25 protein-coding genes are annotated in these 24856 nt (G+C 67.1%); 12 read left to right on the top strand and 13 right to left on the bottom strand.

Annotated elements, in window-relative coordinates:
- Positions 1 to 7: 7 nt before the first annotated feature.
- Together atpD and AC04PT_RS14370 are read left to right on the top strand one after the other, a co-directional pair.
- On the top strand, positions 8 to 1432 hold the full coding sequence (gene atpD / locus AC04PT_RS14375; protein WP_482874407.1) for a F0F1 ATP synthase subunit beta: 1425 nt from the start codon (positions 8 to 10) through the stop codon (positions 1430 to 1432).
- A 53-nt stretch (positions 1433 to 1485) separates the two neighbouring features.
- On the top strand, positions 1486 to 1923 hold the full coding sequence (locus AC04PT_RS14370) for a F0F1 ATP synthase subunit epsilon (RefSeq protein ID WP_482874406.1): 438 nt from the start codon (positions 1486 to 1488) through the stop codon (positions 1921 to 1923).
- Between the two features lie 270 nt (positions 1924 to 2193).
- On the opposite strand, the gene AC04PT_RS14365 is transcribed toward AC04PT_RS14370, so the two are convergent.
- The 6 genes from AC04PT_RS14365 to AC04PT_RS14340 form a co-directional block, all read right to left on the bottom strand.
- On the bottom strand, positions 2194 to 3129 hold the full coding sequence (locus tag AC04PT_RS14365; protein WP_482874405.1) for an ATP-grasp domain-containing protein: 936 nt from the start codon (positions 3127 to 3129) through the stop codon (positions 2194 to 2196).
- Positions 3130 to 3201: 72 nt separating this feature from the next.
- On the bottom strand, positions 3202 to 4869 hold the full coding sequence (locus AC04PT_RS14360; protein ID WP_482874404.1) for a zinc metalloprotease: 1668 nt from the start codon (positions 4867 to 4869) through the stop codon (positions 3202 to 3204).
- A gap of 153 nt (positions 4870 to 5022) precedes the next feature.
- Positions 5023 to 5328 carry a hypothetical protein gene (locus AC04PT_RS14355; RefSeq protein WP_482874403.1) on the bottom strand — a complete coding sequence of 102 codons (306 nt, stop codon included), beginning with the start codon at positions 5326 to 5328 and terminating at the stop codon, positions 5023 to 5025.
- A 43-nt stretch (positions 5329 to 5371) separates the two neighbouring features.
- Positions 5372 to 6979 (bottom strand): M28 family metallopeptidase, encoded by a 1608-nt coding sequence (locus AC04PT_RS14350; RefSeq protein ID WP_482874402.1) that lies wholly within the window; start codon positions 6977 to 6979, stop codon positions 5372 to 5374.
- A 102-nt stretch (positions 6980 to 7081) separates the two neighbouring features.
- Complete coding sequence (locus AC04PT_RS14345; RefSeq protein ID WP_482874401.1) at positions 7082 to 7516, bottom strand: DUF1178 family protein; 435 nt, start codon at positions 7514 to 7516, stop codon at positions 7082 to 7084.
- A gap of 89 nt (positions 7517 to 7605) precedes the next feature.
- Positions 7606 to 8874, bottom strand: coding sequence for a 3-deoxy-D-manno-octulosonic acid transferase (locus AC04PT_RS14340; RefSeq protein WP_482874400.1), 1269 nt, complete (start codon positions 8872 to 8874; stop codon positions 7606 to 7608).
- 155 nt (positions 8875 to 9029) lie between these two features.
- Here AC04PT_RS14340 and AC04PT_RS14335 point away from each other — a divergent pair, with 155 nt between their 5' ends.
- The 3 genes from AC04PT_RS14335 (at position 9030) to AC04PT_RS14325 (ending at position 11038) form a co-directional block, all read left to right on the top strand.
- Positions 9030 to 9950, top strand: coding sequence for a DMT family transporter (locus AC04PT_RS14335; protein ID WP_482874399.1), 921 nt, complete (start codon positions 9030 to 9032; stop codon positions 9948 to 9950).
- Between the two features lie 152 nt (positions 9951 to 10102).
- Complete coding sequence (locus AC04PT_RS14330) at positions 10103 to 10747, top strand: sulfotransferase family 2 domain-containing protein (RefSeq protein ID WP_482874398.1); 645 nt, start codon at positions 10103 to 10105, stop codon at positions 10745 to 10747.
- Positions 10748 to 10858: 111 nt separating this feature from the next.
- On the top strand, positions 10859 to 11038 hold the full coding sequence (locus AC04PT_RS14325) for a hypothetical protein (protein WP_482874397.1): 180 nt from the start codon (positions 10859 to 10861) through the stop codon (positions 11036 to 11038).
- A gap of 85 nt (positions 11039 to 11123) precedes the next feature.
- Here the strand turns inward: AC04PT_RS14325 and AC04PT_RS14320 are convergent, their stop codons facing one another.
- Entirely contained in the window at positions 11124 to 12011 is an 888-nt protein-coding gene (locus AC04PT_RS14320; protein ID WP_482874396.1) for an S-methyl-5'-thioadenosine phosphorylase, read from the bottom strand.
- 278 nt (positions 12012 to 12289) lie between these two features.
- Here AC04PT_RS14320 and AC04PT_RS14315 point away from each other — a divergent pair, with 278 nt between their 5' ends.
- Complete coding sequence (locus tag AC04PT_RS14315) at positions 12290 to 13924, top strand: SulP family inorganic anion transporter (protein ID WP_482874395.1); 1635 nt, start codon at positions 12290 to 12292, stop codon at positions 13922 to 13924.
- Positions 13925 to 13971: 47 nt separating this feature from the next.
- Here the strand turns inward: AC04PT_RS14315 and AC04PT_RS14310 are convergent, their stop codons facing one another.
- Entirely contained in the window at positions 13972 to 14805 is an 834-nt protein-coding gene (locus tag AC04PT_RS14310) for a GNAT family N-acetyltransferase (RefSeq protein ID WP_482874394.1), read from the bottom strand.
- 279 nt (positions 14806 to 15084) lie between these two features.
- Positions 15085 to 16335, bottom strand: a complete 1251-nt coding sequence (gene tyrS / locus AC04PT_RS14305) for a tyrosine--tRNA ligase (RefSeq protein ID WP_482874393.1) — start codon at positions 16333 to 16335, stop codon at positions 15085 to 15087.
- 61 nt (positions 16336 to 16396) lie between these two features.
- Here tyrS and AC04PT_RS14300 point away from each other — a divergent pair, with 61 nt between their 5' ends.
- On the top strand, positions 16397 to 17518 hold the full coding sequence (locus AC04PT_RS14300) for an anhydro-N-acetylmuramic acid kinase (protein WP_482874392.1): 1122 nt from the start codon (positions 16397 to 16399) through the stop codon (positions 17516 to 17518).
- A gap of 58 nt (positions 17519 to 17576) precedes the next feature.
- Here the strand turns inward: AC04PT_RS14300 and AC04PT_RS14295 are convergent, their stop codons facing one another.
- Positions 17577 to 18182, bottom strand: a complete 606-nt coding sequence (locus AC04PT_RS14295) for a flavin reductase family protein (RefSeq protein ID WP_482874391.1) — start codon at positions 18180 to 18182, stop codon at positions 17577 to 17579.
- A gap of 92 nt (positions 18183 to 18274) precedes the next feature.
- On the opposite strand from AC04PT_RS14295, the gene AC04PT_RS14290 reads away from it, so the two are divergent.
- The 3 genes from AC04PT_RS14290 (at position 18275) to AC04PT_RS14280 (ending at position 20033) form a co-directional block, all read left to right on the top strand.
- Complete coding sequence (locus tag AC04PT_RS14290; RefSeq protein WP_482874390.1) at positions 18275 to 18763, top strand: GNAT family N-acetyltransferase; 489 nt, start codon at positions 18275 to 18277, stop codon at positions 18761 to 18763.
- A 79-nt stretch (positions 18764 to 18842) separates the two neighbouring features.
- Positions 18843 to 19604, top strand: coding sequence for an EcsC family protein (locus AC04PT_RS14285; RefSeq protein ID WP_482874389.1), 762 nt, complete (start codon positions 18843 to 18845; stop codon positions 19602 to 19604).
- Between the two features lie 111 nt (positions 19605 to 19715).
- Complete coding sequence (locus tag AC04PT_RS14280) at positions 19716 to 20033, top strand: hypothetical protein (RefSeq protein ID WP_482874388.1); 318 nt, start codon at positions 19716 to 19718, stop codon at positions 20031 to 20033.
- Positions 20034 to 20401: 368 nt separating this feature from the next.
- On the opposite strand, the gene AC04PT_RS14275 is transcribed toward AC04PT_RS14280, so the two are convergent.
- Positions 20402 to 21157 (bottom strand): alpha/beta fold hydrolase, encoded by a 756-nt coding sequence (locus tag AC04PT_RS14275; protein ID WP_482874475.1) that lies wholly within the window; start codon positions 21155 to 21157, stop codon positions 20402 to 20404.
- Between the two features lie 101 nt (positions 21158 to 21258).
- Here AC04PT_RS14275 and AC04PT_RS14270 point away from each other — a divergent pair, with 101 nt between their 5' ends.
- On the top strand, positions 21259 to 21633 hold the full coding sequence (locus AC04PT_RS14270) for a hypothetical protein (protein ID WP_482874387.1): 375 nt from the start codon (positions 21259 to 21261) through the stop codon (positions 21631 to 21633).
- Positions 21634 to 21764: 131 nt separating this feature from the next.
- Here AC04PT_RS14270 and glyA read toward each other — a convergent pair whose 3' ends face one another.
- Complete coding sequence (gene glyA / locus AC04PT_RS14265) at positions 21765 to 23060, bottom strand: serine hydroxymethyltransferase (protein ID WP_482874386.1); 1296 nt, start codon at positions 23058 to 23060, stop codon at positions 21765 to 21767.
- Positions 23061 to 23238: 178 nt separating this feature from the next.
- Between glyA and AC04PT_RS14260 the strand changes: the two genes are divergently transcribed.
- A complete protein-coding gene (locus AC04PT_RS14260; RefSeq protein WP_482874385.1) occupies positions 23239 to 24000 on the top strand; it encodes an NAD kinase in 762 nt (253 codons plus the stop codon).
- Between the two features lie 110 nt (positions 24001 to 24110).
- Here AC04PT_RS14260 and AC04PT_RS14255 read toward each other — a convergent pair whose 3' ends face one another.
- The gene (locus AC04PT_RS14255; RefSeq protein ID WP_482874384.1) at positions 24111 to 24800 is read right to left on the bottom strand and encodes a Crp/Fnr family transcriptional regulator; all 690 of its coding nucleotides are present in this window, start codon (positions 24798 to 24800) and stop codon (positions 24111 to 24113) included.
- Between the last annotated feature and the right edge of the window lie 56 nt (positions 24801 to 24856).

Below are 24856 nucleotides of genomic sequence, written 5' to 3'. Positions count from 1 at the left end.
ACGAAACATGGCAAACGCACAAGGCAGAGTGACCCAGGTCATCGGCGCCGTGGTCGACGTGCAGTTCGACGACCACCTGCCGGCGATTCTGAACGCGCTGGAAACCGAAAACCAAGGCAAGACACTGGTTCTTGAAGTCGCACAGCACCTCGGCGAAAACACCGTCCGCACCATCGCCATGGATGCGACCGAGGGTCTCGTCCGTGGTCAGGAAGTGGTCGACACCGATGGCCCGATCTCGGTGCCGGTCGGCCCGAACACCCTGGGTCGGATCATCAACGTGATCGGCAAGCCGGTCGACGAGCAGGGTCCGGTCGAATCCGATGAGCTGCGCGCGATCCACCAGCCGGCGCCCGAATTCGCCGACCAGGCGACCGAAGCCGAGATCCTGATCACCGGCATCAAGGTCATCGACCTGCTGGCGCCCTACGCCAAGGGCGGCAAGATCGGCCTGTTCGGCGGCGCCGGCGTGGGCAAGACGGTTCTCATCATGGAACTGATCAACAACATCGCGAAGGTGCACTCGGGTCTGTCCGTGTTCGCCGGTGTTGGTGAGCGGACCCGTGAAGGCAACGACCTGTACTACGAGATGATCGAATCCGGCGTTATCACCCCCGATAACATGACCGACTCGAAAATCGCGCTGGTCTACGGCCAGATGAACGAGCCTCCGGGTGCGCGTATGCGGGTTGCCCTGACCGGCCTGACACTGGCCGAGCAGTTCCGCGACTCGACCGGGTCGGACGTTCTGTTCTTCGTCGACAACATCTTCCGCTTCACGCAGGCGGGCTCGGAAGTGTCGGCCCTTCTGGGTCGTATCCCTTCGGCCGTGGGCTACCAGCCGACGCTGGCAACCGACATGGGCGCGATGCAGGAACGCATTACCTCGACCCGGAACGGCTCGATCACCTCGATCCAGGCCGTCTACGTTCCCGCGGACGACCTTACCGACCCTGCACCGGCAACGACCTTTGCGCACCTCGACGCGCAGACCGTTCTGTCGCGCGCCATCTCGGAGCTTGGCATCTATCCGGCGGTGGACCCTCTGGACAGCTCGTCGCGCCTGATGGACCCGCAGATCGTGGGTGAAGAGCACTACAAGGTGGCCTCGGACGTCCAGCAGATCCTCCAGCGCTACAAGTCGCTGCAGGACATCATCGCCATCCTCGGCATGGACGAACTGTCGGAAGAGGACAAGCTGACCGTGGCCCGTGCCCGGAAGATCCAGCGCTTCCTGTCGCAGCCGTTCGACGTGGCGAAGGTGTTCACCGGCTCGGACGGTGTGCAGGTTCCGCTGGAAGACACCATCGCCTCGTTCAAGGCGGTCGTGGCCGGCGAATACGACCACCTGCCGGAAGGCGCCTTCTACATGGTGGGCGGCATCGACGAGGTGAAAGCCAAAGCCGAACGCATGGCTGCCGACGCGGCCTGATCTGAGGCTGGCCGTCGCGCGCAGGCGGGGCGGCCTCTCCAAAGGAGAACGACATGGCAGAAGAAATGCAATTCGAACTGGTCAGCCCCGAACGCAGCCTTGCCTCGCGCAAGGTGACCGCGGTGCAGATCCCCGGTGCCGACGGCGACATGACGGCGATGGCCGATCACGCGCCGACGATCACCACCTTGCGTCCGGGCATCCTGAAGATCGAAGGCGCGGGCGAGGCGGCGGAATACGTCGTCACCGGCGGTTTCGCGCAGATCAAGGACGACGGCGTCACGGTGCTGGCCGAACGCGCCATCCCGCGCGGCGACATGACCCAGGAGACCTTCGACGAGATGGTGTCCGAGGCCGCTGCCGTCCACAAGTCCGCGAAAGAGGCGAAAGAGCCGGAGCAGGGTGTCGTCGACGATGCCGCGAAGCTTTTGGCCGACATGGTGGCGATGGGCGGCGAGATCGGTCTGTCCTCGCAGCAGCCCAACCTCTGAGCTGACCGACAGTATGACTGCGAACGGCGTGCCCCCGGGGCGCGCCGTTTCTTCTTGCGACCACCGCCCGCCGCAAGTTCCACGAGGACGCACCGGTTGGCTCTGGCCGGAAACGCAGCGCGGGCCGCGTCAGGGTAGGAGCCGCGCGTCGCGGTGCACGCGCCCGGCGTGACACCCGAAGCGGCAGTTCCCGGTCATTCCTTGCGTTAAGCCCGCTCCCGGTCGCGTTGGCCGGGAGGTCCCGGATCAGGTCCGGGACGGCGGCGTGCCTCACCTGCCTGCGTTCCGCTCCAGCGCCGCTGCGATCGCCTGCGGGATCGGCTGGCCGCTGCGTTCCGAGGCGAAGAGGTATTCGCCTGCCGGGTTGACCTCGAAGAACACGTGCTCGCCCTCGGGTGTCAGCCGGAAATCCACCGCGCCGTAGTTCAGCCCGAAGGCCTGCATCAGCGCCCGCAGCTTCGTGGCCACGTCGTCGGGCAGATCGTAGGGCCGCACCTCGGCCGTGCCGACGCCGGGCCGGTAATCGACCTCGTATTGCGGTTCCGAGCGGAACGATGTTGCGAAGATCTCGCCGTCCACCACCGTCACCCGCAGGTCCAGCGCAAGCGGGATGTATTCCTGCAAGATCACCGGCGCGTAGCGCACCGTGTCCAGCACCGCAATCTCCTTCGGTCCGATCTTCAGCGTCTCGCGTGGGGCCTCGACGATGTTGCGGAACGCCTTGCGGACCACGCCGGTGGCCGCATGCGCGGCGATGAAGGCGCGGGCCTCCTCGGGGTTGTTGGTCACCAGCGTTTCGGGGATCCGCAGCCCCAGTCGCGCCGCCACCCGGTGTTGCGTCACCTTGCGCAGCGCCATCTCGTCGGCGGCGGGCGGGTTCATCCAGTAGCAGCCCATCGCGTACCAGAAGCCCTGCACCGCCTCGGTGGTCTCGGAATGGGCGAACATGCGCGCGGTCGCGTCCGTCACCGCCGGATCGATCCGAAAGCCTCGGATGCGCCTATTCCACACCGCGCCCACCCGGTCGAGGTCGATCCGCCCCTCCGCGGTATCCAGCCAGAGCGCGTCGCTCATCCGCCCCACCCGTGCGCTGACCTGCGTCTCGGCCGGGATCGTGGCAAGGTCGAGCACCCAGTACTCGGACCGCAGATACTGGGTCACCCGGCTGACGTGGTCGTTGTCGGGGAATGAGATAATCAGGATCAAGGGCCGGCTCCTCGGGCACGTGAAAGGCCCGGCGGCAGGGCGCCGCCGGGTCCGGTCGTGGTCAGGCCGCGCCTAGCTGCCGCCAAGCTGCTGGTAGGCCGCCCAGGCCTGTTGCCAGGCGGCATGGCCCTGCGCATCCAGCATGCCGCGCTGGTTCAGACCGGCATAGTGTTGCAGGATCTGCGCGTAGTAGGCGAGGTACTGCGCCCGCGCATCCTGCGGCTGCTGCGGCATGCCGGTGCCCATGACGAAGGGCAGGCCGGGGCCGGGCTGAACTGGGATCGGGAACCCGGGACCGCCCGGCTCGAACGGCGGTTCGAGCGTGGATTTCGGCGGATCCGCGATGCCCTTGCCGGGGATGTCGCCGAGGATGTTCTTCGGCCCATCGTCGATGATATTCTTGGGGCCGGGGTCGAAGGGGGGTTCCTTGATGGTCTTGGGCCCGGGGTCGAAGGGGCCTTCCTTGAGCTCCTTGGGACCGGGATCGAAGGGCCGGTCCTTGGGGCCGTCCTTGATGATCTCCTTGCCGCCGTCCTTGGGGAAATCCTTGGGCCCATCCTTCGGGAAGTCCTTCGGTGGGTCCTTGGGCCCGTCCTTGCCGAGATCCTTTGGCAGTTCTTTCGGCGGTTCCTTGATGATGTCCTTGGGGAAATCCTTGGGTCCGTCCTTCGGGAAGTCCTTGGGCGGGTCCTTCGGAAAATCCTTGGGCGGGTCTTTCGGGAAATCCTTGCCGAAGTCCTTGGGCAGATCCTTCGGCAGATCCTTCGGCAGCGGTTTCGGCCCGACGGTGACACAGGACACCGACCGCCCGATCGCGCTGCGCGGCCCGTCAAGACAGGCCTGCATCCGCGCGATCTGGCCTTCCGAGAACATCACCATGGTGTCGTCGTCGACATAGTCCATATAGTTCATGAACATGTCACCGTTGGGCCCGTTCGAACACGACACCGTCGGAAAGGTCGGCTTGCCGAAGTTCGGCCCGCCTTGGTTGGGGGTGTCGGCCACGAAGTCCGACCCCGAGCATCCGCCGCCGTCGTCGCCCCAGATGTGCCGCAGGTTCAGCCAGTGGCCGATCTCGTGGGTGGTGGTGCGGCCCTTGTCGAAGGGCGCCGCTGCGGTGCCGGTAGTGCCAAAGGCGGTGTGCAGGATCACCACGCCGTCGGTGGCCGCCGGACCGCCGGGAAACTGCGCGTAGCCCAGGATCGAGTCGCCGAAGCTGTTGGTGATGTTCGGGCAGACCCAGATATTGAGGTAATCGTCCCGCGGCCAGGCGTCGATGCCCCCCTCGGACGAGAACTTCACGTCGTCGTTGTCGGCATTGAACGTGGTCTTGCGGGTCTCGGTCCGGGTCACCCCGTCGGTCGGGTTGCCGTCGGGGTCGACACTGGCCAGCCTGAAGGTGATCCGCGCGTCGCCCGCCAGCGGGGCGAAGGGGCCCGGCACCTGGCTGATGTCGGTGTTTGTCTTGCGGAAGTCGCGGTTCAGCACGTCGATCTGGCTGTCGATCTGCGCTTGCGTCAGGTTCTGCGCGGCGGTGCGATGTACGATATGCACCACCACCGGGATCTCGGTGCATCCCGGCCGCGCCAGAGGCCCCGACATCGCGGCGCGAAACGCCAGCTCCTCGATCCGGGTCAGGCGGCGGGCGTATTCCGGGTCGGTGTTCAGCAGGCGTCGGTGCACCTCCATCGTGCCGCAGGCCCGGGTTTGCGGGGGTTTGTCCTTGTCGTCGTCGGCCATCGGTCTTGCTCCTTTGCAAATGCGCGCCGCGGACAGGCCGCGACAATCTGAAATTCCCTTCCCGTTCCCGGAAAGCGGCAATCACGCGCTCCGGGTCCGCGCCCGTCACGGGCCGCGAATGCTCAATGCTGTCGGTCGCCCGGTATCGCGGGCTCAGCGTCGCCGAAGGATCAGCTTGTCGCCTCCGGCGGATTTGATCTCGTAGTCGCCCTCCCAGCCGGGCAGCTCGACATGCAGGACCTCGCCGTCAAGCCGCCATCCGCCCGCGCCACCGGCCGCGCCCCTGTCGGTCGGGCCATAATCCGTGCCCTCGGCGCGGCCTTCGTCGAGCAACCGCAACTGACGGCGGCCGCGCGCCGGCGGGATGTCCGTGCCGTGGCGGTAGAACACCACCTCGTCTCCGGCGCTTTCTTCGCCGATCTCGACCCAGGTGCCGGCCACGTCGGTCTTGTCGGTCATGTCTCGGTCCACTCTCTCTCCGGACCCTGCGGTCCGGTCCGGGTCACGCGCAGCCGCAGCCGCAGCCGCAGCCGCAGCCGCCGGCCTTGGCCGCAACGGTGTCATAGGCGGCGCGGCTGGCCTGCCACTGGCCGTAATCCTGCGCCGTCAACTGCCCGTCGCGGCCCAGACGTGCATATTGCGCGAACAGCGCCTGATAATGAAACGCCAGATCCCGTGCGATATGGGTCATGTCCGGGGCCGGCGGGGATGGGGGCGGTGCGAAGCTGCCCGGCAACGGTCCCATCCCATGCGACGGATGACCGGCCGCAGGCGGCGGCATGGCGGGCGGCGGCGGCGCAAACAGCGGCGGCGGCTGTACGCCCGGTTGCCGGGTGCCATAGGCCGTCTCGGGGGCCTGTGCGATCACCCCCGCCGCCTCGGCAAGAAACCCGGCGTTCATCCGCAGGATCTGTACTGCGAAGTCGCTCGAGGTTCGGTCCAGCGTATCGTTCGAGGTGTGGATGGCGTCATTCGCCCCGTCCGCGCCCTCGATGGTCAGCACCGCCGGCATCCCGGCGTCGATGAACGGCACGTGGTCGCTGGCAAACGGGTTCAGCGAGGTCTGCACCGCCAGCGTGGTGAAATCCGCGGCTGCCTGCGCCAGACCGTCGATCATCGACTGGCTAATCGCATGCCCTTCAAGCAGCACCGAGGGCGGCTGCGCGTTGATGCTGCCGATCATGTCCATGTTGAGCACCGCCTGCACCCGGTCGCGCGCGGCCTCGTCCAGTCCTGCCACGTATTGGGTGGAGCCGTGCAGCCCCTGTTCCTCGCCGCCGAAGAGGATCAGCACCAGATCATGCGCGAAGCTGTGCCCGGACAGCGCCTCGGCCAGCACAAGCACCCCGGCGGAGCCGCTGGCATTGTCGTCCGCGCCCGGCGCATCCGCGGCCGGACCACCCGGCGCATTGATCGAATCCAGATGCGCCACCACCAGCACTTCGCCGCGTCCCGCCGTCCCGACACCCGGCTTGCGGGCCACCACGTTGGAGGAACTGCCGCCCGGCACCTGAACCTCGGTCACGTCGACCTGATAGCCCATCGCCACCAGTTGCACCCGGCAGTACCCGGCGGCCTCGGCGTAGTGGACCGTCGTCGACAGCCGTGTCGGATAGGACACCAGTTGCGCGATATGCGTCTCGAACCGCCCCCGGTCCACCCGTGCCACGATCTCGGCTTCGGGGCCCATGCCGGCATCGGCGCGACGCGCCGCCGACACCGTGTCGAACACCACCTGGTTCTCGGCCAGCGGCTCGATGTGGTAACAGACGCCATCGTGATCGGCGCATTTTTTCGCATCCGCCTTGCTCAGGCTCACCACCAGGTATCGGCCGCGGTCAAAGATCACCTCGACCTCTGGATGCTCCTGCTGGAAGGTGCGGCCCTTCTGAACCACAAGGTGCATCGCGCCCTTGCGGACATCTCCTGCCGGCTGGCGCGCGCTGCGTTGGTCTGAGGGGAAACGGCCCTGCACGTCGGGCCAGCGGTCATTGGCAGAGTAGGTCAACACCTCGTCGCCGAAGCGCACCCACCAGCCGCCAGCTTTTTCGAGGCTCTTCCTGGACGCGTCGAAATTGGACGCGTCCACGCGAAAGGTTGAATATTTCATAACGGTAAAACCTGGTAACGGTAATGCCGTTATCATAGCACGAAGCCCGGCCTCACACAACCTTGGATTGCGCTGGTCGTCGGGACGCCGCCGGCCCCGGCCTCAGTTCGACTTGCGGTTCAGACGGAAGGGCAGGGGGGTCACGGCGATACCGTCCTCGGCCAGCTTGCGCGCATCCTCGGGCTTTGCCTCGCCATGGATCGAACGCTGAGGAACCTCGCCCTCATGCATTGCACGCGCCTCGCGCACGAAATCGCGGCCGACGTAATCCGAGGTCTTCTCGACATGCGCCTTCAGCGCCGCCAGTGCCTGCTCCGCCGGCGAGGCCGGGGCCGACAAGGGGCGCGCCGGTGCCTTATCTTCACCGGATTTGGCCTGTGACACGCGCGGCGCCATGAGGTCGCGGTCGACCGTGGTCGAACCGCAGACCGCGCAGGCCACCATGCCTGCTGCGTTGAGCTTGTCGAAGGCCGCAGCCGACTGGAACCAGCTTTCGAAGCGGTGGTCGTCGCTGCATTTCAAAGCGTAGTGTATCATCTGCGCCGTCCGGATAAGTGCCTGCAAGACATATAGGCTTTTCGGTCCGGATCAACCGCGACCGCTGTCACAAATCGTCACAACACCGGTCAGGATCCGGGGTCCAGTCCGGCCACGATCCGGCCCACCACGGTCTCCAGCTCCGCCGGCTGGCCCAGTTGCTCACGCGTCAGCCGGCGCATCGCCGCACGCCGGTCGGGATCGCGCAACTGCACCAGCGCATCGGCCAGGTCGTGGGCCTTGTTGACCTGCGCCGCAGCCCCCGCCACATCCAACCTGCGGTAGATCCGCGTAAAGTTGCGGGTGTCCGGTCCGTGCAGCAGGATGCTGTCGAAAGTGGCCGGTTCGAAAGGCGTGTGTCCGCCCCTGTCGACCAGCGAGCCGCCCACGAACGTCACCCCGGCAAGCCTGTACCACAGCGGCATCTCGCCCAGCGTGTCGGCGATATAGACGGCATCGGCGCGCGGCGCGTCGCCGGCCGAACGCAGCGCCGCCACAAGCCCCGCCTCGCGCGCAAGGGCGGCAACCTCGGGCCCGCGCCTGGGGTGGCGCGGCGCAATGATCAGCCGTGCCTCCGGCATCTGCCGCAGCAGCCTGACATGCGCTGCCAGCACGACCTCGTCCTCGCCCTCGTGGGTCGAGGCGGCCAGCCAGGTCGCTTCGCGGTCGAAGGCCCCGGCAAGCACGGCATCGGGCGTCAGGTCGGTCGGCGGGGCGTAGAACGCCTTGAGGTCCAGCACCGGCCCCAGCTGCGCCGGCGTCAGCCCGAGGTGCAGCAACCGCCGGCGCGACCCCTCGTCCTGCGGCGAAACGAAGGTCATCCGCGCCAGCACCTGCTCGGCCAGCCAGGCGAAGCGCCGCCATGTCCCTGCCGTGCGCCGCGACAGCCGCGCACCGACGGCATGCACCGGCAAGCCCCTGTTCGAAAAGGCAAGGATCCGGTTCGGCCAGAACTCGGCCTCCAGCAGGACATGCGCCCGCAGATCGTAGCGCGCGATCAGCCCGGCAGCGGCCCAGCGGGTGTCCAGCGGTGCCAGCCGCGCGGTCAGACCGTCCAGCGCCCAGCCGCGGGCAAGGTCGCGCCCGGTCAGCGAATTGGTGGTGACCAGCAGCTTCAGGTCCGGCCGCGCCGCCCGCAGCGCTAGCAGCACGGGCCGCGCCGAGGTCAGCTCTCCGTTCGAGGCCGCGTGCAGCCACAGATGCGGCCCATCGGCCCGCCCGAGGCTCAGCCCGATCCGCTCGGCCCAGTCCGACAGGCGTTCCCTGCGTGCGAGGACACGCACCAGCAACCCCAGCGCGACGGGTCCCCAGACCAGCGTGACGAACAGGCGATAGAGCGGCATGGCCGTGACGGTCATCAAGGATCAGCCATGCATTGCAGGAGCGATCCGCGCTGTCCGGGGCCGGACCGGGCCGGTCATGTGCTGCGCGCGCATCGCAAACTCCCTTTCGCACCGATTACCGTCGTTATAAGGCAAGACCACACCGCCGCAAGGTGGCGAAGAGGGGCAGCATGACCGCGACAGTTCCACAGACCCGGCCGATGGCGGCCGCCGCCTCGATGCTGGGCGCGATGGCCGTGATCGGCGTGATCGACAATGCCGTCCCGGTGATCGCCGGCGAGATCGGCCTGTGGCAGTTCTATGCCTGGCGGATGGTGCTGTCGGTGCCGGTGATCCTGCTGGCGGCGCGGCTGGGTCTGGGCAGTCTGCGGCCGCACCGGGCCTGGGCGGTGGCGCTGCGCGGGGCGATGCTGGCGCTGGCGATGCTGTTCTATTTCGGCGCGCTGTCGGCGATGCCCATCGCGCAGGCGCTTTCGGGGCTTTTCACCTCGCCGGTGTTCGTGCTGGTGATCACCGCGCTGGCCCTGCACCAGCCGATCGGCAAATGGCGGATCCTTGCCGTGGCGATGGGTTTCGCCGGCATCCTCGTGGTGCTGAGCCCGGATCCTGCGGCGCTCAGCCTCGCCACCTTCGTGCCGGTGCTGGCGGGGCTGTTCTACGCGCTGGGCGCGATCGCCACCCGCACCATCTGCGCCGGCGAGGACGTGCTGGCGATGCTGCTGGCGATGTTCCTGATCCAGGGGCTGCTGGGGTTTGCGGGGCTGGCCGGGGTGGCGCTGATCGGGCCCGAGACGGGCGCGGGCGCGGCCGGTTTCGTCAGCCGCGGCTGGGTCTGGCCGATGTCGCCGCTCATCCACCTGCTGATGCTGGTGCAGGCGGTGTTCTCGGTCCTGGGGGTCGGGCTGATCACCCGGGCCTATGCACTGGGCGACGCCTCTTATGTCGCGGTCTTCGAATACTCGGTGTTTATCTTCGGTCCGCTGGCGGCCTTTGTCCTGTTCGGCCAGCGCGTCGGCTGGTCCGAGGTCGCGGGCATCGCGCTGATCGCCGGCGCCGGGCTGGTGATCGTCTGGCGGTTGCGGGACGGCTGAGGATTTTCGCCACGCCTGCGCGTGCCGACAGCCCGGGGGGCCAGCCCCCCGGACCCCCCGGGATATTTCCGGCCAGAAGAAGGGCCGGGGCGGGACCCGATCGCCGACCATTGTGATTGCCCGGCGCCCGGGGCACGGCTAGCGTGGCGCGCATGATCATCTCACCCGGACGGCGCTATATCTTCGTGCATATCCCCAAGACCGGTGGCACCGCGATGGCGCTGGCGCTGGAGGCGCGGGCCAAGGCCGACGACATCCTGATCGGCGATACGCCGAAGGCGCGGCGGCGGCGCGGGCGGCTGGCGAAGCTGAGCGCCCGGGGGCGGCTGTGGAAGCACGCGACGCTGGCCGACATCGACGGGGTCGTGGCGCTGCAGGAGCTTGACGATTTCCTGATCTTCACGCTGGTGCGCAACCCCTGGGACCGGGTGGTGAGCTACTATCACTGGCTGCGCGACCAGAGCTTCGATCATCCGGCCGTCGGCCTGTCGCAGCGGCTGAGCTTCGCGGACTTCCTGCGCCACGACACCATCCAGCGCTCGCTCGCGGCGACGCCGGCGGCGCGCTACGTCACCGACGCCGCCGCACGCGAACGGCCCGCGCTGTTCCTGCGGCTGGAGCATCTGGCCGAGGACATCGCACCGCTCGAGCGCCATCTGGGCTTTGCGATCGACCTGCCGCATGCCAACCGGTCGGACCGGGACGCCGATTACCGGAGCTACTACGATGACCGAACCCGCGCCATCGTCGCGCAGGTCTGCGCCCGCGACATCGCGCGCTTCGGCTACCGGTTCTGACGGCGCAGTTTACACTTCCCTTCCGCCGGACGGCCCCCTAGCATGCGCGCCGGACGGCTATGCAATGTATATGCGTTCCGACCGGGTATCACAGCAATCGGACCATGTCGCGTGAGCAAGAAAGCCGAAACGGCCAAGCCGGGGAACAAGGATGCGCAATTGATCCTGCGGCTCGACAAGGGCGAGCGGGATGCCTTTGTCGCGCTCTGCAAGGAGATGGACACCAGCGCCGCCCGCGAAATCCGGCATTTCATCCGCGCCTTCCTGAAGACTCACCGCCAGTCGGGCTGAACAGACGGCCGGGCGCGGGGGTGCGGTCGGCTGGCCCGAGCCACCGGCGCACGGTGTCCCCGCGCCAGGCTCCGTAGGCCGGGCTTCAGCCCGGCACGCCGTTCAGCACCCGGCCCGCCACCGCGTCCAGCCGCGCCACGATCTCCGGGTCGCGTTTCTCGGGCGCGGTCAGGATGGCATATTCCAGCGCCCGGTCGCAGCCATGCGGGCAGGGCGCGCGATCCTTGCCCAGGAGGGCGGGCAACCGGCCCACCATGTTGCGCCCCTTCTCGGCATTGCCCATCAGCGTGGCGATGATCTGCGTGACATCCACCTCGCCATGGTCCGGGTGCCAGCTGTCGTAGTCGGTGATCATCGCCACCGAGGCGTAACAGAGCTCGGCCTCCCGCGCGAGCTTGGCCTCCGGCATGTTGGTCATGCCGATCACGTCGGCGCCCCAGCTGTCGCGGTACATCCTCGATTCCGCCAGGGTCGAGAACTGCGGGCCTTCCATTGCCAGATACGTTCCGCCACGGTGCACCGTGATCCCCGCCGCCTTGGCCGCCGTCTCGCAGGCGTCCGACAGGCGCGGGCAGGTCGGATGCGCCACGCTGACATGCGCCACGCAGCCGGTGCCGAAAAAGCTCTTCTCGCGGGCGATGGTGCGGTCGATGAACTGGTCGACGATCACGAAGTCACCCGGCGCCATCGCGTCACGGAACGACCCGCAGGCCGAGACCGAGATCACGTCGGTCACGCCAAGCCGCTTCAACGCGTCGATGTTGGCCCGGTAGGGCACGGTCGAGGGCGCATGCACATGCCCCCGGCCATGACGCGGCAGGAAGGCCATCCGCACGCCGTCCAGCGTACCGGTCAGGAGCTCGTCGGAAGGTGTGCCGAAGGGGCTGTCTACCGCCTGCCAGCGCGCGTCCTGAAGCCCGTCGATGTCGTAAATCCCCGACCCGCCGATCACGCCGATCATCGTCTCTGCCATGGCATCCTCCGTCTGGCCTGTCGCGCGCAACCTTAGAGCCGGCGGCCTCGAGCGCAACCTGATCCGTCGACGGATCAGTCCCGATCCATTGATGGATCGGCCCCCGCCGCGCAGGGTGGCGCCCCCGACCTGTCGACAGATCGGCACCGATCCATTGATGGATCGTCGAGCTTGTCGCCTGCCCAGAGCGGCAATTCGTCCGGTGGCGGTGGGGTGGCCTTTCACGCCGCGCGCGCTTATAGCGCTCGCACAACCACCAAACCGCAGGAATTCCGCCGATGAAACGCGCCTCGCTGGCCGCATTTGCCAAGGGCTTCGCCATGCCCGACCTTCGCCTCGCCCCGGACGAGGCGCTGACCGCCGGTCGGATCCGCATCGAGCTGCTCTCCGGCCTGACCGTGGCGCTGGCGCTGGTGCCCGAAGCCGTGGCCTTCGCCTTCGTCGCCGGCGTGCATCCGCTGGTCGGGCTCTACGCCGCCTTCCTCGTGGGGCTGATCACCGCGCTGATCGGCGGACGGCCCGGCATGATCTCGGGCGCGACGGGCGCGCTGGCGGTGGTGATGGTGGCGCTGGTGGCGCAGCACGGCGTCGAATACCTTTTCGCCACCGTGGTGCTGATGGGGCTGTTGCAGATATTCGCCGGTGCCATGCAATGGGGCAAGTTCATCCGGCTGGTGCCGCACCCGGTGATGCTGGGCTTCGTCAACGGTCTGGCGATCGTGATCTTCCTTGCCCAGCTGACACAGTTCAAGGTGCCGGGCACGGCCGAGAGCACAGGCCACGGTGTCGGCGGCGGCGAATGGCTGACCGGCTGGCCGCTGGTGGTGATGCTGGGGCTGGTGGCGCTGACCATGGCGATCATCTGGGTCATGCCCAAGATCACCAAGGTGATCCCCGCCCCCCTGGCCGGTATCGGCGTGGTGGCGGCGCTGGTCATTGCCTTCGGCATCGATGTGCCGCGGGTGGGTGACATGGCCTCGATCCAGGGCGGGCTGCCCGCCTTCCACATTCCCACGGTGCCGCTCACGTGGGAGACCTTCCAGATCATCCTGCCCTATGCGGTGATCCTTGCCGCCATCGGGCTGATCGAATCGCTGCTGACGCTGAACCTCGTGGGTGAGATGACCAACAAGCGCGGCGGCGCGTCGCAGGAATGCATCGCGCAGGGCGTCGCCAACACCGTCACCGGCTTCTTCGGCGGCATGGGCGGCTGCGCCATGATCGGCCAGTCGATGATCAACGTAAAGTCCGGCGGCCGCACCCGCATCGCCGGCATCGCGGCGGCGCTGTTCCTGCTGATCTTCATCCTCTTCGCCTCGCCCATCATCGAGCTCATTCCGCTGGCCGCTCTGGTCGGCGTGATGTTCATGGTGGTGATCGGCACATTCGCCTGGAACTCGCTGACCATCCTGCGCAAGGTGCCGAAAATGGACGCCTTCGTGATCCTGCTGGTCACGGCGGTCACGGTCTACGAGGACCTCGCGGTCGCGGTGGTGGTGGGCGTGATCGTTTCGGCGCTGGCCTATTCGTGGAACAACGCACGGCGCATCCATGCCCGCACCCGCGATTCCATCACCGACAAGGGCGCCAAGGTCTACGAAATCCAGGGCCCGCTGTTCTTCGGATCATCCGACGGCTTTGCCGAGCTCTTCGACGTCGAGACCGACCCCGACGTGGTGATCGTCGATTTCGCCGAAAGCCGGGTGGTCGACCAATCCGCCCTGCAGGCGATCGAGGCCGTGGCAGGCAAATACGAAGAGGCCGGCAAGCGCATCAAGCTGCGCCACCTGAGCCGCGACTGCCACCAGCTTCTGAAGAAGGCCGGCCACCTGATCGTCGACAGCGACGATGACCCGGACTACGAACTGGCGGTGGATTACCACGTCAGGACCGGCATTCTCGGCGGTCACTGAGGCACCCGATCCATCAATGGATCGGTCCCGATCCGTCGACGGATCGGCTACAGCCAGATCAGCCGCGTGCCGCCCAGCTTGCGGCAGGCGGCCCCGCTGCCCAGCTTGAAGCGCGCCAGCCCCGGCGCGCTTTCGGTATCCACCAGCCCAAGGTCGATGCGGCCGATCCCGCGCGTCGCCAGGGCGCGCATCGCCTGCCAGAGCAGCAGGTGATGGGCACATCTGTGGCGGCCCTCGTCGCCGTTCCAGCTGACATGATAGGTGGCTACGCTGCCGTGGCAGAGAAACAGCATCGCGGCCAGCGGCTCCCCATGCACCACCGCCTCGAACAGCCGCGCTTGGCCCGGGTTGGCGGCGGCATAGGCAGAGGTGAAGAGCGGCGGATAGCCGCGATAGCGCTTCACCTGCTGCTGCGCCTGATCGATCCGCAACAGCCAGTGGCCGGGGTCCGCAGGCAGCGCCGTATGCGTGACCTTCAGCCCTGACCGCTCGGCCCGGTTCAGCCGGTTGCGCCATTTCTGCGCCATCCGCGCCTGCAGGTCGGCCGCGCTGCCCGCGAGGGACAGCTCGGCATGATGTGCCGCGCTCCGGATCAGCAGGCCCGGGTGCCTGCCGGGGGTTTCGGCATTGACCAGAAGCAGCCGGCAGGCCGTCGCCTCGCGCAGGGCCGGCAGGTCGCTTCGATTCACATCCGCCCGCGACACCAACCCCAGATGCAACGGACCGAACCGGCGCCGCAGAACGACGACCTCGCGGCGCGGCGCGCCAAGCGCAACCTTAAGTGAAGGGCGACCGAGGTGCTCCATCGCCGCCGCAAAGGCCGGATGCTGCTGGAAGGGAACGCTTTGAAGGGCCTGCAACTGGCTCACATGAAAAGTCATTCCCTGATTAACACCTGAGTCAGGTTTATCACATATTAACGGCAACCATGAAAAATCCTCGCGTCATGGGTGTAACCGCCCCGTCACCCCGGCTGACCTTCGCCGGCCTGTCCCTGCTGGCCTTCGCGCTGGCCCTGCCGGTGGGCAGCCTGTTGTGGATCGCGGAATGGCTCTGGTGGTGAGTTAGCTGTCTTGCCTCGGCGGGGTGATGTCCCTGCCGGAGAAGCATTCATGACGCCAGAGCGGAGACGCGCGGGCATGTCCCGCGCGCGTCGGGATTCAGCCCAGCTGCACCAGCGCGTGGCGCTTGCGGCCCGCCGACAGCTTGATCGGCGACGCCAGCGCGCCCGCGTCCACCATCAAACCGGCATCGGTCAGCGGCTGGTCATCCAGCCGCGCACCGTTCTCGGCGATCAGCCGCTTGGCTTCCTTGCCCGATTTCGCCAGCCCCGACCGCACGATCAACTGCACGATGGACACCCCGTCGCCCACTTCCTCGGCGGTCAGGGTCAGCGTCGGCAGGTCGTCACCCACGCCGCCCTTTTCAAAGACCTCGCGCGCGGTGGCCTCTGCCGCCGCCGCCGCCTCGGCGCCGTGGCACAGCGTCGTCACCTCATTGGCCAATACGATCTTGGCCTCGTTGATCTCGGATCCTTCCAGCGCGCCCAGCCGGTCGCATTCCTCTACCGGAAGCTCGGTGTAAAGCTTCAGGAAGCGTCCCACGTCCGCATCCGTCGTATTGCGCCAGAACTGCCAGAATTCGTAGGGCGACCGCATGTCCGCGTTCAGCCAGATCGCGCCGTCGGCGGTCTTGCCCATCTTCTTGCCGTCGCTGGTGGTCAGCAGGGGCGAGGTCAGACCGTAGATCTCGTGGTCCAGCACCCGCCGCGTCAGGTCGATGCCGTTGACGATGTTTCCCCACTGGTCCGATCCGCCCATCTGCAACACGCAGCCATAGCGGCGGTTCAGCTCGAGGAAGTCGTAGGCCTGCAGGATCATGTAGTTGAATTCGAGGAACGACAGCGACTGTTCGCGGTCCAGCCGCGATTTCACGCTCTCGAAGGCCAGCATCCGGTTGACCGAGAAATGCCGCCCGATGTCGCGCAGGAATTCAAGGTAGTTCAGACCGTCCAGCCATTCGGCGTTGTTCAGCATCTTCGCATCGGTCGCGCCGTCGCCGTACTGAAGGTACTTGGCGAACACCTGCTTGATCCCGGCGATGTTGTCGTCGATCTGCGCTTCGGTCAGCAGCGGCCGCTCCTCGGCGCGGAACGACGGATCGCCCACCTTGGTGGTGCCGCCGCCCATCAGCGTGATCGGCTGTCCGCCGGTCTTCTGCAGCCAGCGCAGCATCATGATCTGGATCAGGCTGCCCACGTGCAGCGATTTCGCGGTCGCGTCAAAGCCGATATAACCCGGCATACCTCCCTTGGCCGCCGCCTCGTCCAACCCCTGGTAATCGGTGCAATCGGCCAGAAAGCCACGCTCGATCATGATTCGCATGAAGTCCGATTTGGGATGGTAGGTCATGGGGACACTCCGATATGGTCGCGGCAAGGCTATAACCACCGCGAAGCCAGAGGAAAAGGGCATGTTGAAGCACGGGATGGTGACGGCGCTGGGGGCGATGTCGGGAACCTCGCTCGACGGGGTGGACGCGGCAGTCATCCGCACCGACGGGGTGACGATCGAGAGCTTCGGCGAGACGCGATACAGGCCCTATTCCGACGACGAGCGTGCGGCGCTGAAGGCTGCGCTGGGCCGCTGGCACGACGACGATGTCTCTGCCGCGCTGGAGGTGGTGCAAAGGGCCCATGTCGAGGCCCTGTCCGGGCTGGACGCCGACATTGCCGGCTTTCACGGCCAGACCCTCGCGCATGATCCCGGTGGTCGCGGCACCCACCAGCTGGGCGATGGCGCCGCGCTGGCCCAGACGCTGGGCCTGCCGGTGGTCTGGGATTTCCGCTCCGCCGACGTGCGGCTGGGCGGGCAGGGGGCGCCGTTGGCCCCGTTCTACCACTTCGCCTGCGCCCGCTGGATTGGCGCCACGACCCCGGTGGCCTTCCTCAACCTCGGCGGCGTCGGCAACCTCACATGGGTCGATCCCTCGAAACCCGGCCCCGAGGCACAGGGCGCCCTGCTGGCCTTCGACACCGGCCCCGCCAACGCCCCCCTGAACGACCTGATGACCGAGCGCCGCGGTCTGCCCTACGACGCAGGCGGTGCGCTGGCCCAGCAGGGACAGGTGGTCGATGGCGCGCTGGAACTGTTCCTCGACGAGGGATACTTCCTGAAGATCCCGCCCAAGTCGTTGGACCGCAACGACTTCTCCCTGATGCTCGACCTCGTGCGCGAGTTGGACGATGCCGATGCCGCCGCCACGATGTGCGCCATGGCCGCCAGCGCGGTGATGCGCGGCATGGAGCATTGTCCGTCTCCCCCCACGGCGCTCTACGTCACCGGCGGCGGACGCCACAACCCGGTGATGATGCGCATGCTGGGGGTGGCGCTAGATTGCCCCGTTCAGCCGGTCGAGGACGTCGGCCTGGACGGAGACATGCTCGAAGCGCAAGCCTTCGCCTATCTCGCGGTGCGCGTGGCGCGGGGACTGCCAACCTCGTCGCCCGCCACCACCGGCGTCCGCGCCCTGGTCGGTGGTGGCGAGATCTCGCGTCCCGACGCCCTGCCGGCGCCGGTGTCGTCTTCTGCCTGAAAACCCGTCTCGGCACGCCGCAAGTCCGAAGCAGCGCCGCCGCTTCTGCCGCCTCGGGTCACTCGCCCGGCCGCTTCAATTCGAACACATCGCGGATTGCCGAATAGTCGCGATACCCCATCCGCGTCAGCGGCTGATACCGCGTCACGTCCAGCTTTCCGTTGACAAGGTATTCGTCGCGGATATGCACCCCCACGACCTCGCCCAGCACCATGAAGTTCGACCGGCCCTTGAGCTCAACGATCTGCGTCAGGCGGCACTCCAGCGACGCCGGGCTCTCGGCCACCCGCGAACACGCGATGGTCTCGCACTCGGCCCGCGCGATCGCCGCCTTGTCGAATTCGTCCACCTCGCGCGGCCACGGCCCGGAGCTGGTGTTCATCACCCCGCGCTGGTCGTAGGCCACGATGTTCACGCAGAATGCGCCGCTCTCGCGGATATTCGCCACGCTGTCCTTGGTGTCGCCGCGATCCTCCTTCGCCGAGGTCGAGGCGAACATCACCTGCGGCGGCACGTAAGCCACCGCGTTGAAAAAGGAATACGGCGCGAGGTTGTCCTGTCCGTCCGCGCCGCGCGTCGATATCCAGCCGATGGGCCGCGGCGTCACGATGGCGTTGAACGGATTGTGCGGCAGGCCGTGGCCGTCTTCCGGACGATAGAACATGAGCGTATCCAATTGCATTCTCAGGGGTTTGCGCCTGACCTAGCCCCGTGTTACCCGCGTTTCCACCCCTTTCACGGCCAAGGACCGCCCCGTTGATCCGTTTGCGCAAGGAAATCCCGGAGGACTGGTGGCAGGTCGAGGCCCTCTACGACCTCTCCTTCGCGCCCGGCCGCACCGCGCTCAGCTCCTACCGGCTGCGCGACGAGGTGCCGCCGGTGGCCGCCCTGTCCACCGTGGCCGAGGATGATCAGGGCATCATCGGCGGCGCCATCCGTTATTGGCCGGTGCGCGTGGGCCGGCACGAGGCGCTGCTGCTCGGCCCGGTCGCGGTGCACCCCACGCGGCAGGGCGAAGGTCTCGGCGCGGCGCTGATCCGCGACAGCCTGATCCGCGCCGGCGAACTGGGCTGGCACCGGGTCATGCTGGTGGGCGACGCGCCCTATTACGCACGCTTTGGCTTCACGAAACTCGACGGCGTCGACATGCCGCCACCCACCAACCCCGACCGGGTGCTGGGCCATGCCCTCACTCCCGGCGCCTGGGACGAAGTCACCGGAGAGGTCACCCGCTGGCAACCGTAGGATGGGTGCTCAGCACCCATCCTACCTTGACACGCCGCGCAAAGACCCGATGTAAAGATCAGCAACATCGGAGCCAGACATGTCCGACACCGACCTGATCCCGGCGCAGGCTGCCGGCGAACTCGACGCACTTGCCACCCGCTACCGCAATGCCGGTGGCGTCGGCCTGCAGGTGCTCAACCTCGTCGGCACCCAGGCCGAGAACCTGCTCGAACGCCTGCCCGAGAAGATCAAGCTCCGACTCGAGGCCGCCACCGAACGCGCGCTCACCATCGCCATGGACGCCGCCGGCCGAAGCCGCACCCAGGTCGCCGACGCCCCCGGCTGGCTGAACCGCGCCGCCACCACCGCCATGGGCGCCGCCGGCGGCTTCGGGGGTCTGCCCTCGGCGCTGGCCGAACTTCCCGTCACCACCACCGTGCTGCTGCGCGCCATTCAGGGCATAGCCGCCGAACACGGCTTCGATCCCGACACCCCCGAGGTCCGCGCCGAATGCCTTCAGGTCTTTGCGGCCGCCGGGCCGCTCGACCACGACGACGGCGCCAACATGGCCTTCCTGTCGGCCCGCGTTACCCTGACCGGCGCCACCGTCCACGGCCTCATCGCCCGCATCGCCCCGCGGCTGGCCACCGTGCTGGGCCAGAAACTCGCCGCGCAGGCGGTGCCGGTGGTCGGTGCCGTCGCGGGCGCCGCCACCAACTTCGCCTACACCAGCTATTACCAGGAAATCGCCCACGTCCACTTTGGCCTCAAACGCCTGTCCGAGACGCACAACATTCCCCGCGACGCCCTTGTGAATGACCTCCGTCAGAGGCTGGCCGGGCCGCAACGCTGGCCGTGAATCCGCTCATCGCCCCGCAACACGATTGAATTTTTCGCAAAGTTCACGCATCCTGTGCCCGGATGCGAGACGACGGGCGAAACCGTCGCCGCGGAATCAGAGGGCAGTCTCATGAAAAATCTTCTATCCGTCATCGTCCTGGCCGGCATGCTGGCCCCCTTCGCCGCCTCCGTGGCCGAGGCCGGCCCCATTGGCCGCGCCTGCCTGAAATCCGGACGCAAGGCGGCCAACAGCCAGCTGTGCGGCTGCATTCAGGTGGTGGCCAACGTCGCCCTGACCCGGTCCGAGCAGCGCCGCGCGGCCAAGTTCTTCAAGGACCCGCATCAGGCACAGGAGGTCCGCCAGTCCGACCGCGCCCGCGACGAGGAATTCTGGCTGCGCTACAAGGCGTTCGGATCGAGAGCCGAAGCCACCTGCCGCGGCTACTGACGCGCGGCCCGGTCAGGGGCAGGGCAGGGGCCTGACGCCGCAGTTCCCTGCGGCCGCGAGAGGCGAATCCGCACCCGCTGAGCCGTCCTGCCCCAGCACGTGACGTTGTGCGGGTGCGAGGTGTTCGCCGCCCGGGCCCAGACCGGTTCGGGCGCGCACCGCCGGCCCCACTGGGCCCAGCCGGCAGAACAGGACCCTCGCTGCGGCGCGCATCGACCATGGCCGCCACCTAGTGCAACTCATCCCGGCAGGCCGCTCCGTCTCACGCACGCCGAAAACCCCAGCGGATGTCGGTTCAGGCTGGTCCCGACCCCGCGCGCGCGCAATTGCGCGACAATCTCCGCATCATCGCGGCCGGGCCGCAAGGCTCAGGCGTCGAGGAACGCCCGCAGCGAGGCTTCGAATTCCCGCGGCTTTTCGGCGTGCAGCCAGTGTCCGGCCCCCGCCAGCTTGGCGAACCGCGCCTTCGGAAAATGCCTGCGGATCGCCGGACGGTGCTCGGGCAGCACGTAGTCCGACTCCGCCCCCGACAGGAACAGCGTCGGCCCCTCGAAACTGCCCCTAACCTCGGGAAACCCGATCACCTTGTCCATCTCGCGCTTCAGGACATCGAGGTTCAGCTTCCACCGCTTGCCCGCAAGGTCCAGCGACTGCGTGAAAAAGCTCTGCAAGGTCGCATCGTCCACGTGCCGCGCCAGCTGCTCGGTCACGTCCGAGCGCTTGGCAATGCCGCTCAGGTCCACCGCCTGCATGGCGTCGATGTACTGCGTCTGGTCGTGGCTGTAGCCCACCGGCGCGATGTCCCCCACCACCAGCTTGCGCACCTTCTGAGGGGTCTCTAGGGCCAGCACCATCGCCGCCTTGCCGCCCATCGAATGCCCCACCACGTCGGCCTGCCCGCCAAGGCTGTCGATTACGCCCGCCAGGTCCTCCGCCATCTCCGGATAGGAATGGCCGTCGTGCCACGGGCTGTCGCCGTGGTTGCGCATGTCGACGGCCACCACGTGCCCGCGGTCCGACAACCGCTTGGCGATCACTCCCCAATTGCGGGCCGAGCCGTAGAGCCCGTGAACGATGACAAGCGGCAGGCCACCGGGTTGGCCGTGATGGATCTGGTTCAGCATGGCCCTGATGTAGCGTGACAACGCCGCGCCGGAAACCGCAAATCGCGGATTTGACATCGCCGCGCCCCCGGACCTAAGACAGCCCCCGGAGGAGTCCCCCGGTGATCGACCCCAAAGACCTCGAAGCCCGCAAGGCCGCCATCGCAGAGCTGATGGGCGAACAGTTGCGCGTCGGCGGCCGCACCTTCGAAGCCAAGCTGAAGCGTGCCGGACGCCTGCTGCCCGGCTGGGTCCGCCGCGAGGCGCAGCATCTGGTCAAGGCCAGCCAGCTTGCCGCCCATCCCAAGCTGTCCCGCCAGATCGACGCCTCCGCCCTCGACAGGGCCGAGGCGCGCATCACCCGCTACCTCGAAAGCCTCGATCCGGCCGAGGCCCGCAAGAGCTTCTGGCTGCACCTGGCCGGCGGCCTGGTCTTCAAGCTCCTGATCGTGGCCGCGGTGTTCATCGCCGCCCTGCGCTGGCAAGGCCACCTCTGACACCGCGCCAGACCCTCGCTGCTTCTTCTGGCTGAAAATATCCTCGGGGGAGTTTGAGGGGGCAGACAGCCCCCTCAAGGCCTGCGTGGCCCGAACGCACGCAGACCTGCGCGCGTCAGCGCTCCGCCTGATCAGAGCTCGGGATAGATCGGGAAGCGCTTGCACAGCGCCTCGACTTCCGCCCGCACCTTGTTCTCGACCTCGGCATTGCCGTCTTCGCCATTGGCCGCCAGCCCGTCGACCACCTGGATGATCCAGTCCGCGATCTGGCGGAACTCGTCCTCGCCAAAGCCACGCGTCGTCCCGGCGGGCGAGCCCAGCCGGATCCCGCTGGTCACGGTGGGCTTCTCGGGATCGAACGGCACGCCGTTCTTGTTGCAGGTGATATGCGCCCGGCCCAGCGCCTTCTCGGTGGCGTTGCCCTTGACACCCTTGGGCCGCAGGTCGACCAGCACGACATGGGTGTCGGTGCCATGGGTCACGGTATCCAGACCGCCCTTGATCAGCTGGTCCGACAGCGCCTGCGCATTGCGGATCACCTGTTGCGCATAGGTCTTGAACTCGGGCTTCAGCGCCTCGCCGAAGGCCACCGCCTTGCCGGCGATCACATGCATCAGCGGCCCGCCCTGGATGCCCGGGAAGATCGCCGAATTGACCTTCTTGGCGATGGTCTCGTCATTGGTCAGGATCATGCCGCCGCGCGGGCCGCGCAGGGTCTTGTGGGTCGTCGTGGTGGCCACATGCGCGTGCGGGAAGGGCGAGGGGTGCTCGCCCGCCGCCACCAGACCGGCGAAATGCGCCATGTCGACGTGCAGGTAGGCGCCCACCATGTCGGCAATCTCGCGCATCCGCTTGAAGTCGATCTGCCGCGGAATGGCCGAGCCGCCGGCGATGATCAGCTTCGGCTGGTGCTCCTTGGCCAGGGCCTCCACCTGGTCATAGTCCAGCTGGTTGTCCTCTTTGCGCACGCCGTACTGCACGGCGTTGAACCACTTGCCCGACTGGTTGGGCTTGGCGCCATGGGTCAGGTGACCGCCCGCGTCGAGGCTCATCCCCAGAATGGTGTCGCCGGGCTGGATCAGCGCCTGGAACACGCCCTGGTTGGCCTGCGAGCCCGAATTGGGCTGCACGTTGGCGAAGTCGCAGCCGAACAGCTTCTTAGCCCGGTCGATCGCAAGGTTCTCGGCCACGTCCACCCAGTCGCAGCCGCCGTAATAGCGACGCCCGGGATAGCCCTCGGCATACTTGTTGGTCAGCACAGAGCCCTGTGCCTCCATCACCGCGCGGCTGACGATGTTTTCGGACGCGATCAGCTCGATCTCGTCGCGCTGGCGGCCAAGCTCTCCGGTCATGGCTTCGAACAGCTCGGGGTCGCGCTCGGAAAGCGGCTGGGTGAAAAATCCGGTGTCTTTGACGGGCGCGTCCATGGCAGGCTCCTTGGGCAAGCAGGTTATGGCGCGTGTCCTAATCGAAACCGCGGCCTCGGGGAAGCCGCGAAAGCGACAACAGACGATTGGCGACCGGCATTGCTGGCCTTGTCGGTAAACATGTGCTTGTTTCGGAAACCTGACGGCACGCCAAGGAAACCCCCGCCATGATGCTGACATGACGCTGAGAATTGCCTTCTGCGCCTCGAACGCGCCGATCGCCCAGGCGGCGATGGCCTCGCTGACCTCGCGCTTCGGCGATCATGCCGAACGCGGCGCCGATGTCATCGTGGCGCTGGGCGGCGACGGTTTCATGCTGTCCACGCTGCACCGAACACAGGACAACCCGGCTCCGGTCTATGGCATGAACCGCGGCACCGTCGGGTTCCTGATGAACGCCTACAGCGAACAGGGGCTCATGGAACGGCTGACCCAGGCCGTCGAAGAGGTCATCAACCCGCTGTCGATGCACGCCGTGTCGACCGACGGGTCGGTGCACGAGGCACTGGCTATCAACGAGGTCTCGCTGCTCAGGGCAGGGCCCCAGGCGGCCCGGTTGCGCATTTCCGTCGATGGCCGGGTGCGGATGCCCGAACTGGTCTGTGACGGTGCGCTGCTGGCCACCCCCGCCGGTTCGACCGCCTACAACTTCTCGGCGCACGGGCCGATCCTGCCCATTGGGTCCGACGTGCTTGCTCTGACCGCGATGGCCGCCTTCCGCCCCCGGCGCTGGCGCGGCGCGCTTCTGCCCAAGACCGCCGAGGTCCGCTTCGAGGTGCTCGATCCCGGCAAGCGCCCGGTGATGGCCGAGGCGGACGCTCGCGCGGTTCAGGACGTGGTCACCGTCGACATCAGGTCGGAGCCGTCAATTGCGCACCGTATCCTATTCGATCCCGGCCACGGGTTGGAGGAACGGCTGATCCGCGAACAATTCGTCTGACCATACCCAGACCTTTCGCCGTTGCAGCATTGGGACGCGCAATAAACCCGAAACTATTCGTCAGTGGCGATGCAGAAAGTCCCTCGGCGCAGTTTCGCAGTCGCATAAAATCACTGCGCCCGCTCGGCCAGCATCTCGGGCTCGATCAGGACCATATCGCGCCCCTCGCGGCGCAGGATCCCCGACTTTTCCCAGGTCCGGATCTGCCGATTGACGGTTTCCCGCGTCAGCCCGGCCATGTCCCCCAGATCGGATTGCGACACCGTGGGCGACAACCGCAATTGCGCGCCGTCGGGCACCCCCCAGCGTCCGAACAGTCCGACCAGAACCTTGGCCAGACGGGTGCCGCCATTGGCCATCGACAGATCGGCGAGGGCCTCGGTCGTGGCCTGTAACTTGCGGCAAAGATCAGCGATCAGCCCCAGCGCGGTGTGCGGATGATCGGTCAGAAAGGCCATCAACTGGCTGCGGTGCAGCATCCGCCCGGTCACATCCAGCGTCGCCAGCGCGTCCGCGGTGCGCACCGAATTCAGCAGCACCGCCATTTCGCCCACCGAATCGCCCGGCCCCAGATGCGCCACGATGGACCGGTTTCCTGCCGCCGAGGTCAGGCTGATCTCGACCCGCCCGGTTTCGATAAGCATCAGGGTTTCGCCGTGACTGCCCTTGGAGAATATCTGTTTGCCCGCCGGAAAATGGCAGGGTTTCGACATGGCCAGAAGAGTGGCGCGCTCGGCCGGCGATACCGCCGAAAGAATCAGGCAATCCTGCTTCGTCAGGTCACGGAACGGTATTTGCATTATCAATCAGTCCTAAAAACGAGTATTGTGTAGAATATATAAGCCTCTCTCGCAAT

The organism is Litorisediminivivens sp. KMU-197 (assembly GCF_056858395.1).
This window is presented reverse-complemented; position numbering and strand designations above follow the sequence as displayed.

Coding starts and splice junctions, on each gene's coding strand:
- atpD (WP_482874407.1), top strand. CDS start 8: ATGGCAAACGCACAAGGCAGAGTGACCCAGGTCATCGGCGCCGTGGTC.
- AC04PT_RS14370 (WP_482874406.1), top strand. CDS start 1,486: ATGGCAGAAGAAATGCAATTCGAACTGGTCAGCCCCGAACGCAGCCTT.
- AC04PT_RS14360 (WP_482874404.1), bottom strand. CDS start 4,869: ATGGCCGACGACGACAAGGACAAACCCCCGCAAACCCGGGCCTGCGGC.
- AC04PT_RS14355 (WP_482874403.1), bottom strand. CDS start 5,328: ATGACCGACAAGACCGACGTGGCCGGCACCTGGGTCGAGATCGGCGAA.
- AC04PT_RS14350 (WP_482874402.1), bottom strand. CDS start 6,979: ATGAAATATTCAACCTTTCGCGTGGACGCGTCCAATTTCGACGCGTCC.
- AC04PT_RS14345 (WP_482874401.1), bottom strand. CDS start 7,516: ATGATACACTACGCTTTGAAATGCAGCGACGACCACCGCTTCGAAAGC.
- AC04PT_RS14340 (WP_482874400.1), bottom strand. CDS start 8,874: ATGACCGTCACGGCCATGCCGCTCTATCGCCTGTTCGTCACGCTGGTC.
- AC04PT_RS14335 (WP_482874399.1), top strand. CDS start 9,030: ATGACCGCGACAGTTCCACAGACCCGGCCGATGGCGGCCGCCGCCTCG.
- AC04PT_RS14330 (WP_482874398.1), top strand. CDS start 10,103: ATGATCATCTCACCCGGACGGCGCTATATCTTCGTGCATATCCCCAAG.
- AC04PT_RS14320 (WP_482874396.1), bottom strand. CDS start 12,011: ATGGCAGAGACGATGATCGGCGTGATCGGCGGGTCGGGGATTTACGAC.
- AC04PT_RS14315 (WP_482874395.1), top strand. CDS start 12,290: ATGAAACGCGCCTCGCTGGCCGCATTTGCCAAGGGCTTCGCCATGCCC.
- AC04PT_RS14310 (WP_482874394.1), bottom strand. CDS start 14,805: ATGACTTTTCATGTGAGCCAGTTGCAGGCCCTTCAAAGCGTTCCCTTC.
- tyrS (WP_482874393.1), bottom strand. CDS start 16,335: ATGACCTACCATCCCAAATCGGACTTCATGCGAATCATGATCGAGCGT.
- AC04PT_RS14300 (WP_482874392.1), top strand. CDS start 16,397: ATGTTGAAGCACGGGATGGTGACGGCGCTGGGGGCGATGTCGGGAACC.
- AC04PT_RS14295 (WP_482874391.1), bottom strand. CDS start 18,182: ATGTTCTATCGTCCGGAAGACGGCCACGGCCTGCCGCACAATCCGTTC.
- AC04PT_RS14285 (WP_482874389.1), top strand. CDS start 18,843: ATGTCCGACACCGACCTGATCCCGGCGCAGGCTGCCGGCGAACTCGAC.
- AC04PT_RS14280 (WP_482874388.1), top strand. CDS start 19,716: ATGAAAAATCTTCTATCCGTCATCGTCCTGGCCGGCATGCTGGCCCCC.
- AC04PT_RS14275 (WP_482874475.1), bottom strand. CDS start 21,157: ATGCTGAACCAGATCCATCACGGCCAACCCGGTGGCCTGCCGCTTGTC.
- glyA (WP_482874386.1), bottom strand. CDS start 23,060: ATGGACGCGCCCGTCAAAGACACCGGATTTTTCACCCAGCCGCTTTCC.
- AC04PT_RS14260 (WP_482874385.1), top strand. CDS start 23,239: ATGACGCTGAGAATTGCCTTCTGCGCCTCGAACGCGCCGATCGCCCAG.
- AC04PT_RS14255 (WP_482874384.1), bottom strand. CDS start 24,800: ATGCAAATACCGTTCCGTGACCTGACGAAGCAGGATTGCCTGATTCTT.